This window comes from Mitsuaria sp. TWR114, assembly GCF_007997345.1.
Map to the genome: position 1 here is coordinate 1 of NZ_VOSR01000907.1, position 17369 is coordinate 17369.

Sequence of the window (17369 nt, forward strand, 5' to 3'; positions counted from 1 at the left end):
GGCGCTTGAGCAGCGCCCGCGTCACGGCGCGCTTCGCGTGCCGCTTGGGCACGACGTAGCCCAGCCAGGCCCGGTCGGGCGCGGCTGGAACCGATTCAACGGGGGTGGGCGCCACGTTCGCGGAGGACCGTTCATCCACAGCTTGGGGATGAATCGGTGCATCACCTGTGGACAAGTCAGCCGTTCCTGTGGATGGACGGCGCTTCGGCAGCGAGGGGCTGGCGGCCAGGTGATGCACGGCGAAGTGCGCGCTGCGTGCGCGGCTGGGGGTGCCCAGCACGCGCTCGAAATCGGCCGATCGCACGATGCGGCCGATCACGGTGCTGTCGGAGTCGTCTTGCGCTTCGCTCAGACGGCCAGGCGCTTGCGGCCCTTGGCGCGGCGAGCGGCGATGACGGCCTTGCCGCCACGCGTCTTCATGCGGACCAGGAAGCCGTGGGTGCGGGCGCGACGGGTCTTGGAGCCTTGATAAGTGCGTTTCATGTTCAACCTCTTGGAAATCTTCGGTACTTCCCGTCGCCTCGCGCCACCTTGGCGCCGCGGACGGTGGCGACGGTGGACATCTCGGAGGGATGTCGCAAGCCGCTCGAAAAGCGGAGGCCCACGCAGCAACGTCCGGGCGTCCGGAAAACCCGCGATTACAGCAAAGATTTGCATCAGGGTCAATCCGGAGGCTGGCAGGCACGGGGATTACCAGCACTTGACCGGGGCAAAAAATCTGTGGATAACCCTGGCTTCGCGGTCTCGCATCGGTACAATCCGGCCGCTCGAAGAATAAGTTTTCCACAATGAGCGCAGACTTGTCAGGGGCGGCCTTGTGGCAGCGCGGCTGCGAACGCCTGGCCGCCGAACTGCCTGAGCAGCAATTCAATACCTGGATCCGTCCGCTGCCCCCGGCAGAGGTCGCCCAGCAGGAAGAGAACGGCCACGAGGCCGTCCTGGTGTCCCTCCGTGTCCCCAACCGATTCAAGCTGGACTGGATCCGCAGCCAGTACGCCGGCCGCATCGAGGCCATCCTGACCGAGCTCGCCGGCAAGCCGGCACGCCTGGAACTGTCGCTGGCGCCGCGCGAGGCGATCGCGCCGCTGCCGCGCACGCAGCCGTCCAGCATGACCATGGGCCAGGTGCTGAACCAGCACGGCCTGGGCGCGCCGGCGGCCGGTCGGCCGGCCGTGCCGGCCTCGGTGGCCGCCCGTCCGGCCGCCGCGCCCGTGGCCGCCCAGCCGCCCGCGGCGCCGGCCACCGCCGCCAGCCTGATCCAGCCGGGCGCGACCCCCAACGTCCCGCCCAGCGCCACCCGCCACCGCATCAACACCAGCCTGACCTTCGACACGCTGGTGCCCGGCCGCGCCAACCAGATGGCGCGCACCGCGGCGCTGCACGTCGCCGGCGCGCCGGGCCAGATGTACAACCCGCTGTTCATCTACGGCGGTGTCGGCCTGGGCAAGACCCACCTGATCCACGCCGTCGGCAACGCGCTGCTCAAGGACCGCCCCGACGCCCGCGTGCTCTACCTGCACGCCGAGCAGTTCATCTCGGACGTGGTCAAGAACTACCAGCGCAAGACCTTCGACGAGCTCAAGGCCAAGTACCACTCGCTGGACCTGCTGCTGATCGACGACGTGCAGTTCTTCGCCGGCAAGGACCGCACGCAGGAAGAGTTCTTCAATGCGTTCGAGGCGCTGCTGGCCAAGCGGGCCCACATCATCATGACCTCGGACACCTATCCGAAGGGTCTGGTGGACATCGACGAGCGCCTCACCAGCCGCTTCGACGCCGGCCTGACCGTTGCGATCGAACCGCCCGAGCTGGAAATGCGGGTCGCCATCCTGATCAAGAAGGCCGAGGCCGAAAGCGCGCCGATGCCGGAGGACGTGGCCTTCTTCATTGCGAAGAACGTGCGCGCCAACGTGCGCGAGCTCGAGGGCGCGCTGCGCAAGGTGCTGGCCTACAGCCGCTTCTCGCACAAGGAAATCAACATCCAGCTCGCGCGAGAGGCGCTCAAGGATCTGCTCTCGATCCAGAACCGGCAGATCTCGGTCGAGAACATCCAGAAGACGGTGGCCGACTTCTACAAGATCAAGGTCGCGGACATGTACTCGAAGAAGCGCCCGGCCAGCATCGCCCGGCCGCGCCAGATCGCGATGTACCTGGCCAAGGAGCTGACGCAGAAGAGCCTGCCGGAGATCGGCGAGCTGTTCGGCGGCCGCGACCATACGACGGTGCTGCATGCGGTCCGCAAGATCGGCGGCGAGCGTCAGAAGAACACCGAGTTGAACCAGCAGTTGCATGTGCTGGAGCAAACGCTGAAGGGATGAGGAAAAACGCCTTCGCCTTCAGCGAAAATGCCGCGTTCGCCCGAACAGCCAACAGTGGAGAGAGGTTGACATGATCGTGTTGAAAGACAGCCAGGACAAAGTGCTTGCCGCGCTGCAGGCGGTGTCCGGCATCGTGGAACGGCGCCACACCCTGCCCATCCTGGCCAACGTGCTGGTCCGGAAGCAGGGCAAGCAGGTGGAGCTGACCACGAGCGACCTGGAAATCCAGGTGCGCACCACGGTCGAGTTCGAGGGCGACGACGGGGACTTCTCCACCACCATCGGCGCGCGCAAGCTGATCGACATCCTGCGCTCGATGCCGTCGGACCAGACGGTGAGCCTGACGTCCAACCAGAACAAGATGACGCTGCAGGGCGGCAAGAGCCGCTTCACGCTGCAGACGCTGCCGGCCGACGATTTCCCGCTGGTGCAGGAAGCGGCCGACTTCGGTCCCGCGTTCAGCGTGCCACAGAAGACGCTCAAGGGCCTGATCAACCAGGTCCACTTCGCGATGGCGGTGCATGACATCCGCTACTACCTGAACGGCATCCTGTTCGTGGCCGAGGGCAAGACCCTGACGCTGGTCGCGACCGACGGCCACAGACTGGCGCTGGCCCAGGCCGAGACGGACACCGAGATGCCCAAGCAGGAAGTCATCCTGCCCCGCAAGACGGTGCTGGAACTGATGCGCCTGCTCAAGGACGGCGGCAAGGGCGACGACGAGAGCGCTCCGATCGAGATGCGCTTCGCCGGCAACCAGGCCAAGTTCAGCTTCAGCGGCATGGAGTTCGTGACCAAGCTGGTCGAGGGCAAGTTCCCCGACTACAACCGCGTCATCCCGAAGAACCACCGTTTCCACGTGATCCTGGGCCGCCAGCCGCTGCTGGCCGCGCTGCAGCGCGCCGCGATCCTGACCAGCGAGAAGTTCAAGGCGGTGCGCCTGTCCTTCGAGCCGGGCCTGCTGTCGATCGCCTCGAGCAACGCCGAGCAGGAAGAGGCCAAGGAAGAACTCGAGATCGACTACGGCGGCGACCAGATCGAAACCGGCTTCAACGTGACCTACCTGATGGACGTGCTGGCCAACATGTCGCAGGACATGGTGCGGGTGGACCTGAACGACAGCTCGTCCAGCGCGCTGCTCAGCATCCCCGAACACACCGGCTTCAAGTACGTCGTCATGCCGATGAGGATCTAAGGTCGCTGCGCGACCTTCGCTCCCCGGAGCGTGAACGTTGCGCACCCCCTGCCCCCGCCAGGCGGGGGTTCCAGCCAGTTTTTTCAGCGGCCGCCGCGGCGGCCTGAGTACCCCTCCGATGACCGATAACAGCACTCCTGAGAACACCCCGACGCCCGCGCCGCAGAACGACGGCGCGGGGTACGGCGAGTCCAGCATCCAGATCCTGGAAGGCCTGGAGGCGGTGCGCAAGCGCCCCGGCATGTACATCGGCGACACCTCGGACGGCACCGGTCTGCACCACCTGGTGTTCGAGGTGGTCGACAACTCGATCGACGAGGCGTTGGCTGGCTACTGCGACGACATCGTCATCACCATCCACACCGACAACTCGATCTCCGTCATCGACAACGGTCGCGGCATCCCGACCGGCGTGAAGATGGACGACAAGCACGAGCCCAAGCGCTCGGCGGCCGAGATCGCGCTGACCGAGCTGCACGCCGGCGGCAAGTTCAACCAGAACAGCTACAAGGTCTCGGGCGGCCTGCACGGCGTGGGCGTGTCCTGCGTGAACGCGCTGTCCAAGACGCTGCGCCTGACGGTGCGCCGCGAAGGCAAGGTCCACCAGTTGGAGTTCAAGAAGGGCGTGCCGCAGGACCGCCTGATCGAGGTCCGCGACGGTTTCGAGACCAGCCCGATGAAGATCGTCGGCGAGACCGACAAGCGCGGCACGGAAGTCCACTTCCTGCCGGACACGGAGATCTTCACGCAGAACTCCGAGTTCCACTACGACATCCTGGCCAAGCGCCTGCGCGAACTCTCGTTCCTGAACAACGGCGTGAAGATCCGCCTGGTCGACGAGCGCAACAACAAGGAAGACAACTTCGCCTTCGCGGGCGGCGTGCGCGGCTTCGTCGAGTTCATCAACAAGGGCAAGACGGCGCTGCACCCCAACATCTTCCACGCCCAGGGCGACAAGATGTCGGAGCAGAACACCAACATCGGGGTCGAGGTCTCGATGCAGTGGAACGACGGCTTCAATGAAAGCGTCCTCTGCTTCACCAACAACATCCCGCAGCGCGACGGCGGCACCCACCTGACGGGTCTGCGCGCGGCGATGACGCGGGTGATCAACAAGTACATCGAGGACAACGAACTGGCCAAGAAGGCCAAGGTCGACGTCACCGGCGACGACATGCGCGAAGGCCTGGCCTGCGTGGTCAGCGTCAAGGTGCCGGAGCCCAAGTTCAGCTCGCAGACCAAGGACAAGCTGGTGTCGAGCGAAGTGCGCGGCCCGGTGGAGGAAATCGTCGCGAGCAAGCTGGGCGACTGGCTGCTGGAGAACCCGACCGACGCCAAGATCATCTGCGGCAAGATCGTCGAGGCGGCGCGGGCGCGTGAAGCGGCGCGCAAGGCGCGCGAGATGACGCGGCGCAAGGGCGTGCTGGACGGCATGGGCCTGCCGGGCAAGCTGGCGGACTGCCAGGAAAAGGATCCCGCGCTGTGCGAGATCTACATCGTGGAGGGTGACTCCGCCGGTGGCTCCGCGAAGCAGGGCCGCGACCGCAAGTTCCAGGCGATCCTGCCGCTGCGCGGCAAGATCCTGAACGTCGAGAAGGCGCGCTACGAGAAGCTGCTGACCAGCAATGAAATCATCACGCTGATCACGGCGCTGGGCACCGGCATTGGCCGCGGCGCGGGCAGCGACGACTTCAATCCGGACAAGCTGCGCTACCACCGCATCATCATCATGACCGACGCGGACGTGGACGGTGCGCACATCCGGACGCTGCTGCTGACCTTCTTCTACCGGCAGATGCCGGAGCTGGTGGAGCGCGGCCACATCTACATCGCGCAGCCGCCGCTGTACAAGGTCAAGGTCGGCAAGCACGAGCAGTACCTGAAGGACGGCCACGAGCTGGACGGCTTCCTGCTGAAGGTCGCGCTGAACGATGCCGAGCTGCACACGGCCGGCGTGGGCGCGGGTCCGGTGCTCAAGGGCGAGGACCTGGAGACCAAGGCGCGCCAGTACGTGGCGGCGCAGAACGTGATCGAGCGCCTGTCCGCCTGGATGGACGGCGAGGCGCTGCACCTGCTGGCGTCGGGCCTGTCGCTGAACCTGGACACGAAGGACGCGGCGGAGATCTCCGCGACGGCGCTGGCCTCGGCGCTGCACGACGCGGTGGTGACGGCCGAGACGGATCCGCGCACCGACAAGCAGCTGCTGCGCATCAGCCGTCGCCATCACGGCAACGTGCGCTCGAGCATCATCACGGCGGACTTCGTGCACGGCGCGGACTATGAAGTCCTGGCCGAGGCCGGCAAGACCTTCAAGGGCCTGGTGGGCGAGGAAGCGGTGATCCGCAAGGGCGAAGGCGAGAAGGCCAAGGAAAGCAAGGTGACGGACTTCCGCGGCGCGATGGCCTGGCTGATGACGCAGGCGGAATCGAGCGTGGGCCGGCAGCGCTACAAGGGCCTGGGCGAGATGAACCCCGAGCAGCTGTGGGAAACGACGATGGACCCGACGGTGCGCCGCCTGCTGCGCGTGCAGATCGAGGACGCGATCGAGGCGGACCGGGTGTTCACGATGCTGATGGGCGACGAGGTGGAGCCGCGCCGGGAGTTCATCGAGACGAATGCGCTGCGCGCGGCCAACATCGACGTGTGATCACCCGTTCCCGCCTCGCCCCCCCTTTCGCCGGCCTGCTCCTCGCCATCGCCGGCCTGCCCGCGCTCGGGCAATCCGAGCCGCATTCCCCTCCGGTCTATCCGCCCGACTGGATCGACCTGCCGACCGCGCCGATGGTGCTCGAGCTCCAGCCGGTGCGCGGCGAGCTCGCCCTGGTGCTGACCAACCGCGGCCCGCGGGGCATCGTCGCTGTCGAGCTCGGTTGCGTTCGCGAGCGCGGCACCGGCCACGAGGTGCTCAGCGAGTTCGCCGGCGTTTCGATCAGCGACGGCAGCATCGCGCCGGCGCATCACGTCGACATGAGCCATGAATTCGACCGGCCGCGTGATCAGTCACCGGCCCGTCCGATGCGCTGCCCGCAATCCCACGCCGCCGTCACGCGGGTCACTTTCGAGGACGGCACGGCATGGCATGCCGGTCCACCGGCCGACATGACCTCGGTCACACCCGCCCCCTTTGAAGGGGGCAAGCCGCCTCGACAGCGGTAGCCGTGCCCGTGGAGACTGCGCCTCGTCGTCCGATTCCACGAGGCTCACGCATGCGCGCTTCCCGCTTCCGTCTCTCTTCCGCCGCCGCTTCGGCGCTCGCCCTGTCGCTGGGCCTGCTGACGCTGTCGGCGCCCGCCCAAGCCCAATCCATCAGCGTCAAGCCCGGCTTGTGGGCCAGCGCGAGCGTCAACACGCTCAACGGCCGGAAGATGCCCACGATCTTCGAAATCAACGGCGCCCTGACGCCGCAGCAGAAGAGCAGCCTCGCCGCCGCGATGGCCAAGGTCGGCCTGCCCACCGGCGCCAGCCCGCATCTGGACTGCCAGCAGAGCCCCGAGTTCGCCCTGCCCAAGCCGCAGAGCGTCGACGACTGCACCACGCAAGTGAAGCCCGGCGATGCCACCAGCGGCACCTTCACGATGAGCTGCAAGAGCGCGACGGCCAGCGGCATGGGCAACGGCTCCTACCAGGTCACCGACAAGTCCAGCGCCACCGTCAAGGTGACGTTCAAGGGCACGACCGCGCAGGGCATGCCGATCACCTATGAATCGACGTCGGTCCACAAGTGGATCGGCAGCGACTGCAGCGCACCGCCGCCCGGCATCGACCCGTCCGTGGCCGAACTGCTGCAGTGAGTCCGCGCGCGCCGCGCCAAGCGGGCGGCGCGCGTCAGGCGTCCATCTCCTTGAACACCTCGGCGGCGACGCGGAACGCATCGATCGCCGCCGGCACGCCGCAGTAGATCGCCGTCTGCAGGAAGACCTCCTTGATCTCCTCGCGCGTGAGCCCGTTGTTGAGCGCGCCGCGCACGTGGATCTTGAGTTCGTGCGGCCGGTTCAGCGCGGTCAGCATCGCCAGGTTCAGCAGCGAGCGTGAGCGCCGGTCCAGCCCCGGCCGGTTCCAGACATCGCCCCAGCAGTACTGGGTCACCAGTTCCTGCATGTCGATGGTGAAGTCGGTGGCGTTCTGCAGCGCGGCATCGACGTACGCATCGCCGAGGACCTCGCGTCGGGTCTGCAGGCCTTGTTCGAAGAGCTCGGGATTGCTCGGAGCGAAGGGACGAGTCATTGGGGGTCTCCTGTAGCCGGGGCGCGACTGGACACGCTACTTGAATCAGTCGTTGGTTGACGAAACGATCAGGAATAGAATTCCCGTCAACCTAGGAGCACGCGATGATCCACGACCGACTCCGGCGGGCCCGCGTCTTGAAAGGGCTCAGCCTTGACGCACTGGCCCAGGCCATCGGTGACATCACCAAGCAAGCACTGAGCAAGTTCGAGCGCGGCGACGCCATCCCGAATTCGACGCGCCTGCTCCAGTTCTCCAAAGCTCTGGGCGTGCGACCCGAGTACTTCTTCCGCGCTGAAGCCGTGACCTTGTCGCCGCTCGAGTTCCGCAAGCTGGCCCGCATGCCGAAGTACCGGCAGCGACAGGTGGAAGAGCAGATGCGCGACCACCTCGAACGCTATATCGGTCTCGAGCGCTGCTTCGACGCCGTCAATGTCCGCATCGCCCCGACGGCCCCTCAGATCCTTCAGGTCGAGTCCTTCGACGCGGCGGAGAGCGCGGCGGAGCGCCTGCGCCGCGACTGGGGCATCGGCGGCGATGCCATCGCGAACCTGACGCAGTTGCTGGAAGAGCGCGGCATCAAGGTGGCGCTGCTCGATGCGCAAGATGACTTCGACGGTGCGTGCGCCGCCACGGAGGATCACGAACATGTGCTGATCGCGCTCAATACCGCGCGGCCAGGTGAGCGCATGCGCTTCACGGCGGCACATGAGCTCGGCCACTGGGTGATGGCCTTGCCGGAGGACATGTCCGAAGCCGACAAGGAGCGATGCTGTCATCGCTTCGCCGGCGCGTTTCTCTATCCCGGCGCACAGGTGCTGCTCGACTTCGGCAGTCACCGCCGATCACGCGTGCATCCTGCGGAGCTCCTGAATGCAAAGCGGCGCTACGGGATTTCGATGCAGGTGGCCCTTCGTCGCCTGAAGGATCTCGGCCTGCTGAACGAGGCCGGCTACAAGGCAGCGGTCATCCAGTTCTCCCAGGCTGGCTGGCGCACCGCGGAGCCGGAGGCGCTGTTGCCGGAGCAACCGCGACGTTTCGAGTCGCTCGTGTTCTGGGGCCTGGCCGAGGGCCTCTTCACCCCGTCCCGTGCCGCCGAGTTCCTGCAACGTCCGCTGGACACGCTCGAGCCCGCCCTCTCAGCGCCGGTGGGAGCATGAATGCAGCGGGTCTACGTCAGCGATACCAACATCTGGATTGATTTCCGGAACGCTGATCTCCTGGACGTCCTTTTCCGACTCCCGTTCCGCTTCTGCAGCACCGACTTTGTCCTCCACGAACTGCAGGACCTTGCCCACGAAGAGCTGACCCGGCGCGGTCTGATCGTGGAATCACTTGGCAGCGAGGCCGTGGCGGACCTCATGCACCTCACTGCCGAGCACAACAACAGCTCTCTGGCGGACGTTTCCTGCTATTACCTGGCGCGGCAGTCCGGCTTGCCCTTGCTGACCGGCGATGGCCGGCTGCGCAGGCAAGCCCAGAAGGACGGCATGGCGGTGCACGGCGCGCTGTGGCTGCTCGATCAACTGCTGGCGCACGCGGTTGTCGACGAAAGCGCGCTCGCGGCGGCCCTTCATCGCATGTTGGCGGCGGGTGCCCGATTCCCTTCGGAAGAGTGCCAACGGCGATTCAAGGAATGGGCGACTTGATCCCGCACGGTCGATGACAAGTTGCCGCGGGGGTTAGGGCGTCCGGGCCGCCACCATCCCCTCGTGATGCCCCTTCCCCGCCGGAATCATCGGGAAGCAGTTCTCCACCGGCGCGACGGCCACGTCGAGGAAATACGGGCCGTCGCTCGCCAGGCACTCGGCGAGCGCCGCATCGAGCGCATCCCGCCGCGTGACCCGCGCCGCCTCCCAGCCGAAGCCTTTCGCCACCGCGACGAAATCCGGCATGCAGGCGTTGTAGCTGTGGCTGTAGCGCTCGCCGTGATGCAGCTCCTGCCACTGCCGCACCATGCCCATGTGGCCGTTGTTGCACAGCACGACCTTGACCCCCGCGCGGTGCTGCCGCGCCGTGGCCATCTCCTGCAGGTTCATCAGGATCGACGCATCGCCGCTGACGCACACGACCAGCCGCCCCGGATGCGCCACCTGCGCGCCGATCGCCGCCGGCAGGCCGTAGCCCATCGTGCCGGCGCCGCCCGAGGTGAGCCAGCGCCGCGGGCGCTCGAAGGCCAGGTGCTGCGCCGCCCACATCTGATGCTGGCCGACGTCCGTCGACACGATCGCGTCCCGGCCGGCGAGCTGCGCCTGCAGCCGCGCGATCAGCGCCTGCGGCGCGATCACCTCCGGCGTGTCCTCGAAGGCCAGCGATCGGCGCGAGCGCCAGTCCTGGATCCGCGCCCACCAGTCGGCCAAGCGCTCCGGCGGCATCGGGCGTCGCTCCAGCGCGCGGCGCAGGCGCGGCAGCAGCGTCCGCGCGTCCCCGCACAGGGCGAGGTCGGCGCGCCGGACCTTGTCGATGGACGAGGGGTCGATGTCGAGGTGGATCACGCGCGCACTGGGTGCGAAAGCATCGAGCCGGCCGGTCACCCGATCGTCGAAGCGCGCGCCGGCGCAGACGATGAGGTCGGCGTGATGCATCGCCAGGTTGGCCTCCAGCGTCCCGTGCATGCCCAGCATGCCCAGCCAGTGCGGCGACGACGCCGGCACCGCGCCCAGCCCCATCAGCGTCAGCGTGCAGGGCGCGCCGGCCAGCGCCACCGCGGCCGCGAACGCGGCGCAGGCCTGGTCCCCGGCGTTGACAAGGCCGCCGCCGCCGTAGAACACCGGCTGGCGCGCGGTGGCGATCCAGTCCGCGGCCGTTTCCACCGCACGCACGTCGACGATGGGCGAGACGGGCAGGGCCGTCGCCGGCGGCCGCTCGTGTGCGGTCCGCGCGATGGGCCTTGCATCAAGCCCCTTATCGGGACGCGCCGGCGCCAGCTGCACATCCTTCGGCACGTCCAGCAGCACCGGGCCCGGACGACCGCCCCGCGCGATCTCGATGGCCTTGCGCACCAGCGCCGCGACGTCGCCACCCGGCCGCAACTGCGCGTTCCACTTGGTCACCGGCCGCGAGATGCCCAGCGCATCGCACTCCTGGAAGGCGTCGGTGCCGATCGCCGCGCTGTTCACCTGGCCGCTGATGCACAGCACCGGCACCGAGTCGCACAGCGCGTCCAGCAGGCCCGTCGTCGTGTTGCTCATGCCGGGGCCCGAGGTCACCAGCACGACGCCCAGCCGGCCGGTGCTGCGCGCATACCCCTCGGCCGCATGCACGGCCGCCTGTTCGTGGCGGACCAGGATGTGGCGCAGGCGCGGCTCGCCGTGCAGCGCGTCGTACAGCGGCAGCACCGCGCCGCCGGGATAACCGAACACGGTGTCCACGCCGCAGGCCACCAGCGTGTCCAGCAGCGTCTGGGCGCCATTGCGCGGTGGCGCGTTCCCGAGCGGCGCGACAGGACCGGCGCTGGCCGGCGATGAAGGGGAGGAGGGAGAACAGGGCGCGTCGATGACCGCGCCGCGGGCGCTGACCTGGGCGCCGTCGAACCTGGCATTCATGCGTCCAGTGTCCCGGCACTGGCTCGGAAAGGGTTGCCGTTCTTGCCTCATAGAATCCGCCGCACAGCAAATCTTCCTTGGGAAGCGTGATGGATCAGCAAATCAAGCTCGACAAGTTCGACCGCGCCATCCTGCGCGCGCTGCAGCGCAACGCTCGCGCCAGCCTGCAGGAGGTCAGCGAGGAGGTCGGCCTGACCACCTCGCCCTGCTGGACGCGCATCAAGCGGCTGGAGGAATCCGGCGTGATCGAGGGCTACACCGTCAAGGTGAACGCCGAGAAGATCGGGCGGCCCGAGCAGCTGATCGTGCAGCTCACCCTGAACAAGCACACCGACGCGGCGATGGCGGAATTCGCCCGCCACCTCGAGGCCATCCCCGAGGTCATCGATGCCTACCTGGTCTCCGGCGATTACGACTACGTGCTGCGCCTGTCCGTGCGCGACACCCGCGACTACGAACGCCTGCTGCGCGAGAAGCTCTACAAGATCCCCGGCGTGCGCCACAGCAAGTCCAGCTTCGTGCTGCGCTGCCTGAAGGCGAGCTCCCTGCCCCTGTGAACGGCGCCCCGTGAACAGCACCGCGCCGAATGGTGGGCTGCGGCGGTCAGCGCGACCTCCGATCGAGGCCACTCAGTCGGCGTCCGGCGCCTCGCTCGAGGTCGAACCCGGCGCGAACGACGCGCCCTCGACACGCGCCGGCAGCTCGGGCAGCCGCAGCAGGCGCAGCATGTAGGTCCGCGCGGCCGCGACATGGCGGCGCATCGCCTCGCCCGCGGTGACCGGGTCGGCCTGCCGGATCGCCTCGACCACCGCCCGGTCCTGGACAGCCAGCACGTCCAGCTCCGACGCCCACAAGGCCATGCGCGAGCGCCGGACCGCCTCCAGCAGCCGCCCGCGCGAGGCCTGCATCCCCAGCGCCTGCGCATTGCCGCCCCAGCGCGCGAGTTCCTCCTGCAGCGTCTCGTCGGCCGCCAGCAGCTCCCGCGCACGGCCATCTCGGGCGGCCTCCTCCACCGCCCGCACGAGCGCCTCGACCTGCGGCCCCTGCGCCGCCTCGCGGGCCTCGGGCCGCCCGCAGGCCTGGGCCAGCAGCATCGTGTGCAGCGCTTCGCGTACGTCGAAATACTCCTCGATGAAGCGCGCGTCCACCGCCCGCACCACCGCGCCCTTGTTCATCCGCATGTCCACCATGCCGTCCCCCTGCAGTTGCAGCAGCGCCTCCCGCACCGGCACGTTGCTGACCTGGTAATGCGCGCTCAGCTCGTGCAGCGTCAGATGCTGGCCCAGGCGCCAGCAGCCGTCCTCGATGTCGGCGCGGATCTGGTCGCGCAGGCGCAGGTAGGTCGGCGCATTGATCGGGTGTGTGGATCGAACCATCGCGGCACTCCGTCCAGCAATTGCGGTGAATGAACGATTCACTCTAAGGAGCGCGCTCCCTGTCCATTCCCGGCGAATCGCGTCGCCGCCCGCGTTCTTGCCGAAGCGCAATGAACCGATGTCTCGTCCCGGCATGGACTGCGCAATCGACATATATGTCACCCGGCGCCCTACTGGAATCAGTCGAGCCACCCCGTGTCAATGGGACAGGCTGTGTCGTTTCCGCATCGCTCGCTCTCAGGGCGCTACAGTCGCGCCCGGGAGGTCAGCGACACAGAGGCAGATGCCCAGGTCAATTCACCCCGAATGGAGTCAGCCGAATGGCGAAATCCTTGAAACAAGTCCTGAGTCAGATCGAGAAACTTCAGAAGGAAGCCGAGGCGCTGCGCGCGAAGGAAATCTCCGGCGTGGTCGCGCGGATCCGCGAGGCCATCGATCACTACGGCCTGACCCCCGAGGAATTGTTCGGCGCGACCCTGCAGCGTCCGCGCGCCGGCCGCAAGGCCGCCGCGAAACCGGCCCGCGCGGCCACCACCGCCAAGCGCAAGGCGCCGCGCGGCGCCGGCACGCCGAAATACCACGATGGCGCCGGTCGCACCTGGACCGGCGTCGGCAAGCGTCCCACCTGGTTCAAGGAAGCGCTGGCCGCCGGCAAGACGGCCGAGGACCTGCTGATCGGTTGACGTCAGCGGCCCGGGTCGGCGGGCCCTCGCGCCGCGAGGCCCGCCGGGCCGCGTCACCAGATGCGGCAGCGCTCGGCGTCGGGCTTGACCATCTTCTGGCCCGGCTTGCAGTGGAAGGCCCGTTCGAACTCGGGCATGTTCACCGCGACCCCGTTGATCCGGTAGCGCCCCGGCGAATGCGGGTCGGTCAGCGCATGCACGCGCGCGTACTCCGGCCGCGCATGGCTGCAGTCCCACTGCGCGAAGCCGACGAAGAAGCGCTGCTCCGGCGTCAGGCCGTCGCGGTCCGCCGGCGGCGGCGACATGTCCGCGATCTGCGCCTTCCAAGCCGCATGCGCCAGCACCAGGCCGCCCAGGTCGGCCAGGTCCTCGCCCAGCGTCAGCTTGCTGTTGATGCGGATGTCGTCGACGACCACGTACTGCGCGTATTGCTTGGTCACGCAGGCGGCGCGCTGCTCGAAGGCCTTGCCGTCCTTCTTCGTCCACCAGTCGCGCAGGTTGCCCTTGGCATCGAACTGCCGGCCTTCGTCGTCGAAGCCGTGGATCAGCTCATGGCCGATGGTCCCGCCGGTGTTGCCGTAGTTCGGCGCGTCATCCAGCTTGGGGTCGAACAGCGGCGGCTGCAGCACGCCGGCCGGGAAGTTGATGTCGTTCATCTGCGCGTCGTAATACGCGTTGACCGTCTGCGGCGTCATGCCCCACTCGCCGCGGTCCAGCGGCTTGCCGATCTTGGCCAGCTGGCGCTTGAGCTCGAAGGCATTGCCCCGCATCACGTTGCCGGCGAAGTCGTCGCGCGCGACGGTCAGCGCGCCGTAATCGCGCCAGCGGTCCGGATAACCGACCTTGTTGACGATCGCATGCAGCTTCTCCTGGGCGCGCTGCTTCGTGGTCTCGCTCATCCAGCTCAGCGACTGGATGCGCGCGGCCATCGCGTCCTCGATCTGCTTCGTCATCGTCAACGTCTTGTCCTTCAGGTCGGGACTGAAGTTGCGGGCGACGAACTCCTGGCCCAGCGCCTCGCCGAGCTGCGCGTCGACCAGCTCGACGCAGCGCTTCCAGCGCGCCTTGTTCTGCGGCACGCCCTGCAGCGTCTGGCCGAAGAACTCGAAGTTGGCCTGCACCGCGGCGCCGGAGAGCGTCGGCGCCTGGCTGCTGACCAGCTGCCAGCGCAGGTAATGGCGCCACTGCGCGAGGTCGCGCTGGCGCAGTTCCCTGGCCATGGCCTTGAAGAAGGCCGGCTCGGTCACGTTGTAGGCCGTCTGCGGGTCCAGGCCCAGCGCGCGCTGGTAGGCCGCCCAGTCGAAGCCGGGCGTGAGCGCCTGCAGCCCGGCCGCCTTCATCGGATGGAAGCCCTTGTAGGGATCGCGCTTGTCGACGCGGCTCAGCGAGGCGCGCGCCAGCGCGGTCTCCAGGGCCATCACCTGCCGTGCCTGCGTGCGCGCCGCCTCCGGCGCATCGCCGAGCAGCTCGAAGCTGCGCGCGACATGCGCGACGAACTGGTCCCGCAGGGTGCGGGATTTCTCGTCGGCCTTGAAGTAGTACTCGCGGTCCGGGAGGCTCAGCCCACCGGCGTAGGCGAAGGCGATGACGCGCGTCGAGTCGGCCATGTCCTGGCCCGAGCTGAAGTGGAACAGCACGCGCTCGTTGTTGGTCGCCAGGTGCAGCGCGGCCAGCAGCGCCGGCAGATCGCGGCGGTCCTTCAGCGCGTCGATGCGCGACAGCAGCGGCCGCAGCGGCGCCAGCGCGTGGCGCTCGGCCGCCGCTTCGTCCATGCAGGCGGCGAAGTAGTCGCCCATGCGCGCCTGGTTGGCGCTGCGCGCCGGATCGGCGGCCGAGAGCTTGTCCAGGATGCCCCAGAGGTAGCGCTGGTTCTCGTTGGCCATCTTGGCGTAGACCGACCAGCGCGCCTGGTCCGGCGGGATCGGGTTGGCCGCCATCCAGCCGCCGCAGGCGTACTGGTAGAGGTCGTCGCAGGGATCGGCGTTGCGATCCATCGCCGCGGTGTCCAGGCTCGGCGTGTAGGGCAGCTGGTCGAGCGGCGCTTCGGGCGCGGTGGCGGGTGCGGATGCGGCCGCGCCGGGCGCGGGCGTCGCGGCCTGGGCGAAGGGGGCGGCGCCAAGGGAAACGGCCGCGACAAGCGCGGCCGCCGTGGTGCGGGCGAGGGGGTGACGGGTCATGCGCGACAGCCTGGAGTTCTTGCTGGCGGGCATTCTCCGTCAGCGTCCCGCGGCCGCCGAGGTGCCGGAGGACACCTCGGGTAGACCCGACCGCGAGTGACCGGGCCGCCGGCCGGTCAGGGCGCCGCGTAGCTGCTCAGCGCCTTCGGGAACTTGAACAGCCACAGGTGGGTGAGGCGGTCGACCTCGTTGCCGCGGGTCACGCGCGCGGTGACCGCGCCGGCCGCGCAGCTGCCGTCCTGGACGATCACGCCGTTGGCGTCGACGCTGCACTCGGTCGGATCGCCGGCCAGCAGCTTGCCCTTGGCGTCCACCAGCGTCGACTTCAGGCCGAAGTCGTTGTCGTTGATCAGCGCCAGCGTGTTGCCGTCGACGACCGCCAGGCCCTCGGCCTTCTCGGCCTTCCAGCCGGCGGCGTTCAGGTCCAGCAGCACCGTCTTCTTCAGCTTCACGACCTGGGCCCAGGTCACCGCCGAGGCGGTCACGCCATCGATGCTGTTGCGCTCGAGCTCGATCCCGATGGCGGCGATGTCGGTCGCCGCGGCCGGCAGCTCCACCAGCATCAGGAAGTTGCGCACCGCGCCGGTCGAGTCGGCGCCCTGCTCGATGACGATGAACCTGCCGTTGCCCAGCGAGACCAGGTCGCCGAGCTTGGCGCTGCCGGTGCGGTTGCGGTCCCACTTCTCGCCCTTGGCGGCGAGCGGGTAGCTGAGCGGATAGGCGTAGAGCCGCGAGGTCTCGGTCTTGGGATCGAACTCGATCCAGCGCGCGAACTGGGCGAAGTCGCGCACCTTGACCTTGTCGGTGGTCTTGCCGTCCTGGTCCAGGTCGGCGCTGTCGACGACTTCGATGCTCTTGCCGGCGGCGTCCACCGGATCGATCGGGCTCTGCAGGAAGCCATGCAGCCGGCCGGTCGCCGCGTCCATCGTCAGGCCTTCCATGCCGCGGTTGGGGCGGCGATGCTTCAGCACCTCGGGCAGGCTGCCGGCGGTCGTGCCGGGCGCGTAGCGCTTGACGACCTGGACGCTGGCCGCGTCGATCTTCACGATGAAGGGGCCGTACTCGTCCGAAGTCCAGAACACCTTGTTGGCGGCGTCGTGGACCAGCGTCTCGCTGTCCAGGCCGTTCGCGTCGAAGTTGCCCTTGGTCTGGTCGAACTTCAGGGTGTCGGCCAGCGGCACCTCGGCGCTGTTGCCGACGGCGCCGAAGGGCAGCGGGCGGCCGGTGACCTTCGAGCCGTCGGGGTTCTTCAGCGGATTCAGGCTGGTGATGACCGCGCCGTCCTTGCCCAGCGTGATCACGCCGATCGACGGCGCGAAGCTTGGCGCGGGGAACATCTTGGTCGTCACGACCGCGCCGGTGTCCGGGCGCGGCGCGCTCGGGCTGTCGCCGTTGGGGCCGCGGTCGGTGATGCCCCAGAACTCCAGCGCGCCGTCGGCGTTCCTGCCCTTGTAGGCCAGGCCCGAGCCGACCGCCGGATAGAAGCCCTTGGGGAAGTCCTTCTTCGCGTCGGCGTTGCTGCCCTCGTAGGGCACGTACTGGTTGTCGGCGGCGCGGATCTGGAACTTGGTGATCGCGACGGCGCCGCCGGCGCTGTCCTGCGTGGCGCTGCTGGTCTCGGTCTTGCCGAGCAGCGTGGCCATCGTCGATTCGTAGTGGTCGACCGCGGCGGCGCGGCGGCTGGCGCTCATCGCGCGGCCGGCGTAGGGCTGGCCGTAGACGTCGTTCTGCCCGGCCGGCAGCAGCGCGGCGAAGGCCTTGTCGAAGTCGGCCGCGGCCAAGTTGAAGTCCAGCGCCTGGGTCAGCGCGTCGTGCACCGCGGCCGTGATGCGGATGCCGTTGGTGGGATCG

General features: G+C 68.2%; 15 protein-coding genes and 1 pseudogene. 9 read left to right on the plus strand and 7 right to left on the minus strand.

All coding sequences use genetic code 11. From position 1 onward, the window contains the following. Nucleotides 1–319: pseudogene (locus FUT87_RS25585) on the minus strand (ribonuclease P protein component); the annotation flags it as partial. Between the two features lie 29 nt (nucleotides 320–348). Further along, on the minus strand, nucleotides 349–483 hold the full coding sequence (rpmH, locus tag FUT87_RS25590; RefSeq protein ID WP_067065970.1) for a 50S ribosomal protein L34: 135 nt from the start codon (nucleotides 481–483) through the stop codon (nucleotides 349–351). A 305-nt stretch (nucleotides 484–788) separates the two neighbouring features. Between rpmH and dnaA the strand changes: the two genes are divergently transcribed. From dnaA to FUT87_RS25615, 5 genes are all read left to right on the plus strand, one after another. After that, nucleotides 789–2318, plus strand: a complete 1530-nt coding sequence (dnaA, locus tag FUT87_RS25595) for a chromosomal replication initiator protein DnaA (protein ID WP_147241711.1) — start codon at nucleotides 789–791, stop codon at nucleotides 2316–2318. A 70-nt stretch (nucleotides 2319–2388) separates the two neighbouring features. Next, on the plus strand, nucleotides 2389–3513 hold the full coding sequence (gene dnaN, locus FUT87_RS25600) for a DNA polymerase III subunit beta (protein WP_091729890.1): 1125 nt from the start codon (nucleotides 2389–2391) through the stop codon (nucleotides 3511–3513). Between the two features lie 118 nt (nucleotides 3514–3631). Continuing rightward, nucleotides 3632–6160, plus strand: coding sequence for a DNA topoisomerase (ATP-hydrolyzing) subunit B (gyrB, locus tag FUT87_RS25605; RefSeq protein WP_147240953.1), 2529 nt, complete (start codon nucleotides 3632–3634; stop codon nucleotides 6158–6160). Then, nucleotides 6157–6669, plus strand: a complete 513-nt coding sequence (locus FUT87_RS25610; RefSeq protein WP_147240954.1) for a hypothetical protein — start codon at nucleotides 6157–6159, stop codon at nucleotides 6667–6669. The genes gyrB and FUT87_RS25610 overlap by 4 nt, the downstream gene beginning before the upstream one ends. A gap of 50 nt (nucleotides 6670–6719) precedes the next feature. Continuing rightward, complete coding sequence (locus FUT87_RS25615) at nucleotides 6720–7304, plus strand: DUF3617 family protein (RefSeq protein WP_147240955.1); 585 nt, start codon at nucleotides 6720–6722, stop codon at nucleotides 7302–7304. A gap of 34 nt (nucleotides 7305–7338) precedes the next feature. On the opposite strand, the gene pcaC is transcribed toward FUT87_RS25615, so the two are convergent. After that, complete coding sequence (gene pcaC / locus FUT87_RS25620; RefSeq protein WP_147240956.1) at nucleotides 7339–7737, minus strand: 4-carboxymuconolactone decarboxylase; 399 nt, start codon at nucleotides 7735–7737, stop codon at nucleotides 7339–7341. Nucleotides 7738–7841: 104 nt separating this feature from the next. Here pcaC and FUT87_RS25625 point away from each other — a divergent pair, with 104 nt between their 5' ends. After that, the gene (locus FUT87_RS25625; RefSeq protein WP_091729861.1) at nucleotides 7842–8897 is read left to right on the plus strand and encodes a helix-turn-helix domain-containing protein; all 1056 of its coding nucleotides are present in this window, start codon (nucleotides 7842–7844) and stop codon (nucleotides 8895–8897) included. Then, nucleotides 8898–9386, plus strand: a complete 489-nt coding sequence (locus FUT87_RS25630; protein ID WP_091729856.1) for a nucleotide-binding protein — start codon at nucleotides 8898–8900, stop codon at nucleotides 9384–9386. Between the two features lie 33 nt (nucleotides 9387–9419). Here FUT87_RS25630 and ilvB read toward each other — a convergent pair whose 3' ends face one another. Continuing rightward, the gene (ilvB, locus tag FUT87_RS25635) at nucleotides 9420–11282 is read right to left on the minus strand and encodes a biosynthetic-type acetolactate synthase large subunit (RefSeq protein WP_147241712.1); all 1863 of its coding nucleotides are present in this window, start codon (nucleotides 11280–11282) and stop codon (nucleotides 9420–9422) included. A gap of 89 nt (nucleotides 11283–11371) precedes the next feature. Between ilvB and FUT87_RS25640 the strand changes: the two genes are divergently transcribed. Further along, entirely contained in the window at nucleotides 11372–11839 is a 468-nt protein-coding gene (locus FUT87_RS25640) for an Lrp/AsnC family transcriptional regulator (RefSeq protein WP_221211160.1), read from the plus strand. Nucleotides 11840–11911: 72 nt separating this feature from the next. On the opposite strand, the gene FUT87_RS25645 is transcribed toward FUT87_RS25640, so the two are convergent. Beyond that, complete coding sequence (locus FUT87_RS25645; RefSeq protein ID WP_186830579.1) at nucleotides 11912–12658, minus strand: GntR family transcriptional regulator; 747 nt, start codon at nucleotides 12656–12658, stop codon at nucleotides 11912–11914. A 332-nt stretch (nucleotides 12659–12990) separates the two neighbouring features. Here FUT87_RS25645 and FUT87_RS25650 point away from each other — a divergent pair, with 332 nt between their 5' ends. Then, the gene (locus FUT87_RS25650) at nucleotides 12991–13341 is read left to right on the plus strand and encodes an H-NS histone family protein (RefSeq protein WP_310735233.1); all 351 of its coding nucleotides are present in this window, start codon (nucleotides 12991–12993) and stop codon (nucleotides 13339–13341) included. 53 nt (nucleotides 13342–13394) lie between these two features. Here the strand turns inward: FUT87_RS25650 and FUT87_RS25655 are convergent, their stop codons facing one another. Together FUT87_RS25655 and FUT87_RS25660 are read right to left on the minus strand one after the other, a co-directional pair. Then, nucleotides 13395–15518, minus strand: coding sequence for a M13 family metallopeptidase (locus tag FUT87_RS25655; protein ID WP_147241715.1), 2124 nt, complete (start codon nucleotides 15516–15518; stop codon nucleotides 13395–13397). A gap of 116 nt (nucleotides 15519–15634) precedes the next feature. Continuing rightward, a partial coding sequence (locus FUT87_RS25660) for an esterase-like activity of phytase family protein (RefSeq protein WP_147241716.1) occupies nucleotides 15635–17369 on the minus strand: 1735 nt, incomplete at its 5' end.